This window comes from Lentimicrobium sp. S6 (genome assembly GCF_013166635.1).
GTDB lineage: Bacteria > Bacteroidota > Bacteroidia > Bacteroidales > UBA12170 > UBA12170.
In genome coordinates, this window is the sequence record NZ_JABKBZ010000111.1 from 1 (window position 1) to 10103 (window position 10103).

At 36.1% G+C, this 10103-nt stretch carries 7 protein-coding genes; 2 read left to right on the plus strand and 5 right to left on the minus strand.

The window, feature by feature from the left end:
* Nucleotides 1–410: 410 nt before the first annotated feature.
* Both HNS40_RS20710 and HNS40_RS20715 read right to left on the minus strand, forming a co-directional pair.
* Nucleotides 411–1751 carry an MATE family efflux transporter gene (locus HNS40_RS20710; protein ID WP_172284549.1) on the minus strand — a complete coding sequence of 447 codons (1341 nt, stop codon included), beginning with the start codon at nucleotides 1749–1751 and terminating at the stop codon, nucleotides 411–413.
* 56 nt (nucleotides 1752–1807) lie between these two features.
* Nucleotides 1808–2227 carry a hypothetical protein gene (locus HNS40_RS20715; RefSeq protein WP_172284551.1) on the minus strand — a complete coding sequence of 140 codons (420 nt, stop codon included), beginning with the start codon at nucleotides 2225–2227 and terminating at the stop codon, nucleotides 1808–1810.
* A gap of 219 nt (nucleotides 2228–2446) precedes the next feature.
* On the opposite strand from HNS40_RS20715, the gene HNS40_RS20720 reads away from it, so the two are divergent.
* Together HNS40_RS20720 and HNS40_RS20725 are read left to right on the plus strand one after the other, a co-directional pair.
* Nucleotides 2447–3523 (plus strand): methyltransferase, encoded by a 1077-nt coding sequence (locus HNS40_RS20720; RefSeq protein ID WP_172284553.1) that lies wholly within the window; start codon nucleotides 2447–2449, stop codon nucleotides 3521–3523.
* A gap of 78 nt (nucleotides 3524–3601) precedes the next feature.
* Nucleotides 3602–4066: a nuclear transport factor 2 family protein gene (locus HNS40_RS20725; protein WP_172284555.1), complete on the plus strand. Its 465-nt coding sequence runs from the start codon at nucleotides 3602–3604 to the stop codon at nucleotides 4064–4066.
* A 170-nt stretch (nucleotides 4067–4236) separates the two neighbouring features.
* On the opposite strand, the gene HNS40_RS20730 is transcribed toward HNS40_RS20725, so the two are convergent.
* The 3 genes from HNS40_RS20730 to HNS40_RS20740 form a co-directional block, all read right to left on the minus strand.
* The gene (locus HNS40_RS20730) at nucleotides 4237–6066 is read right to left on the minus strand and encodes a U32 family peptidase (RefSeq protein ID WP_172284557.1); all 1830 of its coding nucleotides are present in this window, start codon (nucleotides 6064–6066) and stop codon (nucleotides 4237–4239) included.
* 9 nt (nucleotides 6067–6075) lie between these two features.
* The gene (locus HNS40_RS20735) at nucleotides 6076–7629 is read right to left on the minus strand and encodes an SDR family oxidoreductase (protein ID WP_172284559.1); all 1554 of its coding nucleotides are present in this window, start codon (nucleotides 7627–7629) and stop codon (nucleotides 6076–6078) included.
* 135 nt (nucleotides 7630–7764) lie between these two features.
* Nucleotides 7765–9972, minus strand: a complete 2208-nt coding sequence (locus HNS40_RS20740) for a glycoside hydrolase family 3 C-terminal domain-containing protein (protein ID WP_371742969.1) — start codon at nucleotides 9970–9972, stop codon at nucleotides 7765–7767.
* Nucleotides 9973–10103: the final 131 nt, after the last annotated feature.

A 10103-nucleotide genomic window follows, 5' to 3' on the forward strand; every position in this document is an offset into this window, starting at 1 on the left:
AATAGTCGAGCATGCCTTCTGGAAAAAACAAACTCATAATAGCCAAATCATTTTGCATAATTGATGTGATTCTTTTTTTCAAAAGTATAACATTTTAGCTCATCCCCCCAGGTTTTGTTCTTGACCCGAAACAAACTCAAATAAATAAATAAATAATACGTTGCATGTTGCTAAATTTTAAATGTTAGAATAAATAAATTAATGAATTATTATTAATACTGTCTGTTTATATTCATTCAAATAGAGAGTGAATATAAAAAAGCAAAGATAATTAAATAAAAATACGACGCAACCAAATAGAGGTATATTATAATTATTCCAGTAACAAATATATTCAAACTATACATTTTGTATAAAAGAAACCCAATGAAATAATACTTTTCCAAATCGAACTCCTAAACTTTTACATTTCAATTTTCCAATCTTTTAAACATCTTACGTATCCTGAAATAAAATAAAACAGAAGCCAAGCCTATTCCAAAAACAAAACCTATCCAAATACCAATAGCACCCATTTCAAAAGTAAAAGCCAAAACATAAGAGATTGGAATATTCACAAATATATAGGCAATCAAGGCATAAACCATGGCTGTTTTCACATCGGAAACGCCTCTTAATACACTTAAAAGCACCACCTGTAATCCATCAAAAACTTGGAATATAGCAGCCATAATAAGCAATTGTGCCGCTAATGAAATCACAGCTTCATCTGAGGTATAAAGCCAAGGTAATTGATTGCGAAAAACAGCAAATAATATAGCCATTATGCCCATAATCAAAACGACCATATGAATAGAAGCATAGGATGCTTTTTTCATGGAGGCATAATCTTTTGTACTAAACTGATGAGAGACTCGGATGGTAGTTCCAGAACCAATACCTGTAACCACCATAAAAGTAACGCTAGCTAAACCGAGTGCAATCTGATGAGCAGCCAATGGAATAACACCTAACCATCCCATCATCACTCCTGAGACAGCAAATGCGGCCACTTCCAAAACTATCTGTGTGGCTATGGGCCAACCTATCTTGATGAGTTCTTTTATTTTCTCCCATTGGGGACGCATTCTTAAGGCCATATTAAAATACTCCTTAAACTGATCTTTCCTCATGAAATAGTAAAGAAACATCAAAGGCATAAAAATTCTGGCAATTAAGGTAGCATAACCAGCTCCATCTAATCCCATGGCTGGTAAACCCCAATTCCCAAATATAAAGAGATAATTAAAAAATATATTTATCACATTGGAAATTAAAGTGATGACCATGGCATGTTTGGTATCTGCCATACCTTCAGCAAATTGCTTAAAAGTAAAAAATACAATAAAGGGAATAAAGGAAACAACCAATATCCGATAATAACTCACCGACATAGCTGCTACTTCAGCAGTTTGTCCCATCTGATCGAAGAAATAGGATATCACCCACATCACAACAGCTAAAACCACACTCAGTAAAATATTTAATTGGAGTGAATTATGCAAAAAAGCAGCGGTATCTTTTTTATTTTTTTGCGCCCAAACATGACCAACTAGCGGAGTCAATCCAAAAGTGAATCCCATGGCAAAAACCATCCCCAGAATAAATATGGAATTGGCAAAAGCTGCAGCAGCCAATTCAATGGTACCCACTTTACCTACCATCATATTATCCACTTGCGATACCAAAACTTGGCCCGCTTGTGATAGCATCACAGGAATAGCTACTTTTAAATTTCGCTTATAAAAAGGTATATAGGATTTCACATCCATCTAATTATTTTTTGGGGATGCAAAAGTAAGTAAAATCAGATGGTAAAAATGTTTTTTTAATGAAACTGCAAAGTAGCCATGGCAACCGCAATCAATCCAAAGATTAATGTGATAAAACTCAAGAAACCTATTCTTGGATTACAAAGCTTCAATTGACTTTGCTGGGCTTTTTTGGTATAAATAGATAAAGCTACTAAGGTACCATACCAAAATATAAAAGCAGTGAATTTAATATGTAATAATGGCATTTGTGCTAATGAACCCCAATAAGGAGTCATTAAATACCCTCCGGTAAGAAACATTATACCAAGTCCGATGTGGGTTAATCTTAGAATTCTACGAACATTTTGCAAAAGATACTCCGATTCATGAGAGGTGACTTTCGAACAAGTTCTACGCATGACTAAAAAGGTAATGATAGATCCTAAACTTACAGCTAAGCCGAGGAAATGGAAAATGAGCATAATGGATTTCATAAGGATATTTTTGTGTTTTACTTCTCATAGAACTCACCCAAAACTATTTTAAATAAGTTCATTGCAAAGCTAAGCAGGGAATTTAAATAATCATGTTAAATTTTATATAAAGATACAGAAGGAGTATACAATTTTTTCACAAAAAACCGGGCTAACTAAATGAATGAGACAAGTCTTGTACTTTGTTTTTCTACCTTTGCAAAAATTGAAGAATTTACGATGATGAAAATAGAAAGATATCCAGCCACTACAAATAGAAGCCTACAAGCTTGGAATGCTGCTGATGAATTAATGGTTCAGTATTATGAAGAATTGGATATAAAGAAAACTAATTGTTCTATTTATCATGATCAATTTGGATATCTGACTTGTCATTTGGCAGAACAAAAGCCAAGGGTCATTATCAATCTCAATTCACAGCAAAAAGCCATTGAGAAAAACATCGAAAAGCTTAAGCTTCCCTTTTCATCAGAACAATTTAAAAATCCTTTGGAACCTATTGATAAACCTATCGAAGTAGTTTTAATGAAAATGCCAAAATCATTGGATCTATTTGAGCTTTACCTTCAACAAATTCATCAATCGGTAAAGGAAGATGCCCTTGTCATTATTGGGTTTATGACGCGTAACTTCACGAAACAATCTTTGCAGATTGCAGCGCATTATTTTGAGGAGCTTGAACAATCAAAAGCCAAGAAAAAAGCGAGATTACTCATATTAAGAAAGCCTAAGCCTAATTTTGAAAAAGAGTTAATACGAGAAGTAAAGCTGGACGAGAAGAAGAGTTTAAAGCAGTATTATGGCGTATTTTCAGCCAATCATATTGACTATGCTACTCAGTTTTTATTGGAGCATATAGAATTAAAAGAAGATGAAGATAAAATGCTAGATGTGGGATGTGGAAACGGAATCATAGCTCATCAAGCTCGTGAACTCAATCCTGCTCTTGAAATCCATTTAACAGAAGACCATTATTTGGCTTTAGAATCGGCTAAGCTTAATTTAGGGGACTCCTCCTCTACTCATTATCATTTTAGCGACGAACTTTCTCATTTCGAATCGGAGTCTTTTCCTTTGGTGGTTTCCAATCCTCCCTTTCACTTCGAATATGAGAATAATATAGAGATTACGCTGAGTTTATTTGGAGAGATTCAGAGGATTCTAAAAAGTGACGGTCGTTTTTTAATGGTGGCCAATCGTCATTTAAATTATGCTAGCCATTTAAGCAAGCTGTTTATGAAGGTTGAAGTAAAGGCAGAGAATGATCGTTTTGTAGTTTATGAGTGTTTGAAATAATATGCCTAGGATATTATGGTTCAATTATTGTATTCAATTACAGTGCTATAAATATTCTAATCATTAAAATTCAGAACTATGAAATCGTTAAAAACAGGCTTAGTATTGCTAAGTATTTCCCTTTTTTCTATGGGGCTATTTGCCCAATCTCAATCAGATTCTCTTGAAATCAAAGAAACCGCTTTAAATTATATTGAAGGATATTTTCATAAAGATGGTGCTAGAATGGAAAAAGCATTGCATCCGGAATTGGTTAAGAGGAGTATTCAAAAGACAAAAGATGGAACTGAATTCATCATCAACCGGGGTGCTACTTATATGATTATGAGAACTGAGAATAATGATAACAGACATGCTGTAAACCCAGATGGGTCAATAGAATCCGAAGTAATCATATATGACATTGTTGGCAACGCTGCGACAGTAAAAGTGTCCACAAATCAGTATGGATTTATTGATTATTTGCATGTGGGTAAATTTAATGGTGAATGGAAGATTATCAATGTTTTTTGGGCGAATTTACCAGCTCGGTCGGATTTGTAATCCGACCAATACAACAAAATAATCAAAACAGACTTAAATATTTGTAATTTTAATGAGTTACAGCAATACACAGTTTGTAGAGTATAGTTTTATCGGCTTGCAAACCCGTAGAGCTAGAAAAACCCAACTTCTTTAGAATAAGATTTAAAGATAAAAACGTCAAATAATCTCTATTCCTCTCCCCCAACCATACGAATCTTCATCAAGCAATTCTTACAATCGAAACTCAATTTATATTTTCGGTTTTGGTCTTCTAGATATAATGGTTCTGGTGGCGTGTTTTTGGCTCCTTGAAATCTTTCGCAATAACCCAATTCGTGCTTGATGCAATATCTGGTGGTCATTAAGAGCTGGTCCACTTTTTCTGGGCTGATTTCTAAAGCTTCCTCTTGCTTGATAACGCCATGCTCTTTATAAAACTGTCTGGCTTTTTCATTGGAGATATTCTCTGTAAAATCTACTTCCGTTTTTGGAAATGGAATATCCTGGATTTTCATGACAGAATCTTTTCTGACGAAACTCTTTATTCTATGCTGCTCGTGCTTCTCAAAAAGCGTTCTTCTAATCTCGTTTAGCTCCGACATTCTGAAGAAATAAGCCTGAGTACTTTTAAAGATAACCTCCTCAATATCAAACATGGTTATTCCTGACTTGGCCAACTGCGTTTTGATATTACTGATGGCTCTTTCCTCATTATTAGCAGCCTCTGGTAAGGTCTCTAATACATAATTACTCTGTAAACCATCCTCATCTTTTAGGATAAAGCTTAATTTACCTTCAATTTCAGTGATTTCAATTTTAGCAGCTACTTTTCTAACAGATTTATCGGCTAGAAGCTTTTTATTAAAATCATGGTCGTGGTTTCTATAGATTTCCATTCCCGATTTTAATTTAGAAATATCACTCAAATAAAAATGATTTCCATCTACTTTATCCACTCGAACACCTAGTACTTCTCCATCTTTAATAAAGCATAATCCGTCGCCATTATGTAGCTCTTCTTGAGTACGAATGGTGATATAGTTACTCATCACCAACCTCACTCTACCCAGCTTTTTACCCATGGATTTGGGAGAGTTTTTATTCACCAGCTCCTCGCCTCTTCCATTTATAAAATAATCGGAATGCAATCTGTTGAAGCTTTTTTCTGGATCTGGCTCAAACTGAATCTGTGTTTTTCCTGAGGAGGCCTTGGTAAATTCATTATTTGAAGCAAAAATCTCATCCAACTTCTGTCGATAAAAGCTCACCACATTTTTCACATAGCCGATGTCTTTTAATCGGCCTTCTATCTTTAAACTCATCACTCCGGCTTGAATCATTTCTTTCAAATCCTTACCCAAGTTTAAATCTTTTAAAGAAAGCAAATGACTATTCAGCACTATTTTCTTACCATCGGCATCCACCAGATTATAAGGATGACGGCACATTTGGGCACACATTCCTCTATTGGCACTTCGGCCTGTAATGGCTTCACTAAAATAGCACTGACCACTTAAACTCACACATAAGGAACCATGAATAAAGAACTCTAGCTCCGCTTTGGTTTTGCTTTTTACTTTCCTGATTTCCTCTAAGGAAAGTTCACGAGCCAATACAATTCGCTCAAATCCCAAATCATCGAGAAACTGGATACGCTCTAAATCGTAATTATTAGTTTGTGTGCTGGCATGAAGAGGAATAGGTGGTAAATTCATTTTCAGAATCCCCATATCTTGAATAATCAAAGCATCGGCACCTGCATCATAAATTTCATGAATCAGCTTTTCAGCCTCTTCTAACTCTTTATCGAAAAGAATAGTATTTAGGGTCACAAAAACCTTGGCATTATACTTATGCGCATATGTTACGAGTTCTTCAATATCTTTCACAGTATTGGAAGCTGCAGCTCTAGCGCCAAATCTATCGGCTCCAATATATACAGCATCGGCACCATAATTAATGGCCACCATTCCCGATTCCAAATTCTTTGCGGGTACTAAAAGTTCTATTTTCTTCATATTGTAAATCTACCAACTAATTGGGAAATAATCTTTTAAAAATTTACCACTCCAATGTTTTCCGGAGTTGATTCCATCAATAAAAGGATCACAAACTCTAGCTGCACCATCTACAATATCTAGAGGAGGCTGAAAATTATGTTTTTCCTGCTTGAATTGAGCTAATTCTACTGGATCTTCATCAGTCACCCAACCTGTATCCACTGCATTCATATATATTCCATCTTTAGCCAAATCGCTAGCGGCAGTATGGGTGAGCATATTGAGTGCGGCTTTAGCCATATTAGTATGTGGGTGACGGTCGGCTTTGGTAAATCCATGGAATTTACCTTCCATAGCCGATACATTCACCACGTGTTTCTTTCCTGTATTGTCCTTTCGCATTAAAGAAATCAAGCGATTACATAATACAAATGGCGCCACTGAATTCACCAATTGTACCTCAATCATCTCAAGGGTCTCAATTTGCCCAAGCTTCAAGCGCCAACTATTGGTTTTTCTCAAATCGACCTGCTGTAAATCGGCGTCTAGTTTCCCTTCTGGGAAAATTTCTTGGGCCTCCTCTGTATTGTCAAACTTATAAGGTACTTGAGACAATTGCGCCGAAGCTTTAATTCCAATTCCAGCTTCTTGACCATTCCAACTCACTGCCATGGCTTTTTGATGCTTGGCATCTGGGCTAGTGGCCCCTTCTATTTGGGTCATACATTCTTGATGGTGAGAAAGTAATAGCCTCACCTCCTCCGAATGTTCTTGATGCGGCATCAATTCATTTTCCATGAGGTGAGAATAGAATTGCGCTGGTCTTCTTACCGTTTGAGCCGCATTATTGATGAGAATATCCATGCGTTCATATTTCTGCTCCACATAGGAAGCAAATAATTCCACACTTGGAATATGACGTAAATCTAAACCATAGATATGAAGTCTATGTCCCCATTCCTTGAAATCCTCTTCTTTAGCAAAGCGGATGGCTGAGTCAGCAGGGAAACGTGTTGTAGCAATTACTGTAGCTCCTGAACGCAACATCATTAAAGTAGCATGATAACCAATTTTTAATCTGGAACCCGTAATCAATGCTATTTGACCGGTCATATCACAGATTTGAAATCTTTTGGTGTAATTTAAGTCGCCGCACTCCGTACACATGGCATCATAAAAATGATGGACTTCAGTATATAATTTCTTACATACATAGCAATTTTGTGGAGAAGCCAAGAACTTCTTCTCTTTCATCTCTTCAGGGTGGGGAGCAGCAATTTGTTTAGGTGCCGTAAAAATGGTGGCCTCTCGGGCAGAACGGATATTAGCCGCAGCCTTAGCTTTACGGTTATGTTCCACCTTTTTCTCCTTGCGTGCTACTTTCACACTTTTATTCCTCTTCTTGATTTCATGTTTATCAGGACGAGTTAGTTGCCCAGCTGCCATCATCAATTTCATTCTTTGTTCATCGGATAAATGAATGAGTTGATCGCCATTATCCAATAAATGTTCTAGCACAGAAATACAGCTATCTATTTCATCTGAATTTAATATATCACTCTGCTTCTTAGTATTCTCCATCAAATATGCATTTTTTAATCAGGCGCGAAGATAGGAATATTCGAGCTTGGAGGGATTTTAAATAAGCACTTGGTTTTGTGGCGTTTGATAAAAGAACATCCTTTTCAGATAACCAACTAAGAAGTAAGAATAGAATTATTCCACTGACACAGTTAAAATCTCTCTTAACCTCATATCATTACTTGAAGCCCCGATCATAATTCTGAATGCTCCAGGCTCTACCACATTATTCATATTCTCGTCCAGCATCATTAACAATTCAGGATTGATTTCGAAAGTCAATTCTTTGGTTTCACCTTTCTTCAAAAATACCCTTTGAAAACCCTTTAGTTCCAATATGGGACGGGCAACTGAGGCTAGTAAATCCTTAATATATAATTGAACCACTTCATCGCCATCATAATCCCCAATATTCTTAATCTTAAATGTGGCTGTAATCACTTCATCTTTAGCAATTTCTATATCACTTAATTTCAAATCGTTATATTCGAATTGGGTATAACTGAGGCCATATCCAAATGGAAAAAGTGGTTTACCGGTAAGGTTATTATAATCATCGCCTCGTCCAGTAGGCTTATGGTTATAATAGAGTGGCAATTGTGATTCGTGAATAGGGAAAGTAATAGGTAAACGGCCTGCAGGATTATAATCACCAAAAAGCACATCAGCAATGGCATTCCCACCTTGTTCTCCAGGATACCACACATCGAGGATGGCTGGTACTTTGTCTTTCCAATTATTCATGGTAATGGCACTTCCTCCAACCAATACCACTATGATGGGCTTTCCTGTTTTAGCTAATTTTTGAATCAATTCCTCCTGATGACCTGGTAAGGTCAAATAAGCTCTATCTCTAAACTCCCCCTCTTCTATTCCAACTACCACCACTGCAGCTTCACTTTTTTCAGTGATATCTACTGCATTTTGAATCTCTTTCTTCCAATTATTCTCAATGCCTTGATTCCAAACTAATTTTAACCAAACATTTCCAACAGATTCATAAAATTCAAGTTTAATATCATATTCTTTACCCTCCTCAAAAAAGTATTTCTGAGTCATCGTATGAAAGCTTTGCTTCCTCCAATTATCAATAATGAGTTCATCATTCAAGTATAAACGGTAACCATCATCACCTTGCAAACCAATTTCATAATCACCAGTATAGTCAGAAACTAATTTCCCTTGCCATCTAACAGAATAGCTATCATAATTAATTTTTTTCTGATCGGGAGAAAATAAAGTCCATCTAAAATCTATCTTCAAGTCTGTCCTTGTTAGGGCTGCTTCACCTTGCATTTTCAAATTATTAAAATATTCTCCTTTCAGTCCTGGGTTTAATGCTCCATTTTCTAAATGAAAAAGATTTTCGGAAGGCACTGCTTGATAATTAGAGGAGTCTCGAGAAGCACCCAAGGCGTATCGAATTTGAGTATTTCCTCCAAGTTTGTTTTTAATGCCTTGTAATACGCTCACCAACTCATTACCAGAACCTGAATAACCGCCCAGTCGCAGCTCATCAGCATCTGCACCAATGATAGCAATTGATTTGATGCTTTTATCTATAGGAAGAGTTTGATTTTGATTCTTGAGTAAAACTATAGATGCTTGTGCTGCCTTTCTTGCTAAAATCTTTTGTTCTGGGGTATCATTATATTTTTCAGCTTGTTTTTCATCAATATATGGATTCTCGAATAAACCCAATTTAATCTTTGCTCTAAGAACTCTACGAACAGCTTCATCAATGGCATCAGGGTCAATCATACCCTTTTCAAAGGCCTCATAAAACAAAGGATAATGATTATAGCTGGTTTGGAAAATGACATCCAAGCCACTTTCTATGGCTTGCTGTGTTGCTTCAGCATAATCAGCAGCAGTAAAATGTAAAACATTTGCACCTCCAGTGGCTCCAGCATCAGAAATTACAAATCCATTAAATCCCCATTCTGTTTTTAGTTTTTCATTCAAAAGCCAATTATTGGCAGTACAAGGTCTTCCATCAAAAGAATTATAAGAAGTCATCACCGACCAAGATTTGCCTTGGTCAAAGCAAGCTTTAAAGGCTGGAAAATAAATTTCCTCCATCAACCTTTCATTAAAATGTATGGGATAACTATCTCTCCCGCCATCTCCAACATTAGCAATAAAATGCTTGGGTGTTGTAATAATCCCCATATCTTCGAAAGGACTGACAAAAGCGACTGCCATTTTAGAACTTAGAAAAGGATCCTCGCCATAGGTTTCCTCGGTTCGGCCCCATCTTACATCCCTAGCAATGTTTATTACTGGTGACAAAATTTGTCTGATTCCTCTGCTTTTGGTTTCTAGAGCTATAGAGTGAGCTATATTCGGGTCACATTAAAAACTATGGGGAATCCTTATCTTAGCTGACAAAAATTAAGTTTTGGAATTAACAATATTACAAGAGTTTTTACCCGCATTTATCTTAGATTATTTTGAGGTAAAAGAGTTTTACA

Coding starts and splice junctions, on each gene's coding strand:
- HNS40_RS20710 (WP_172284549.1), bottom strand. CDS start 1,751: ATGGATGTGAAATCCTATATACCTTTTTATAAGCGAAATTTAAAAGTA.
- HNS40_RS20715 (WP_172284551.1), bottom strand. CDS start 2,227: ATGAAATCCATTATGCTCATTTTCCATTTCCTCGGCTTAGCTGTAAGT.
- HNS40_RS20720 (WP_172284553.1), top strand. CDS start 2,447: ATGATGAAAATAGAAAGATATCCAGCCACTACAAATAGAAGCCTACAA.
- HNS40_RS20725 (WP_172284555.1), top strand. CDS start 3,602: ATGAAATCGTTAAAAACAGGCTTAGTATTGCTAAGTATTTCCCTTTTT.
- HNS40_RS20730 (WP_172284557.1), bottom strand. CDS start 6,066: ATGAAGAAAATAGAACTTTTAGTACCCGCAAAGAATTTGGAATCGGGA.
- HNS40_RS20735 (WP_172284559.1), bottom strand. CDS start 7,629: ATGGAGAATACTAAGAAGCAGAGTGATATATTAAATTCAGATGAAATA.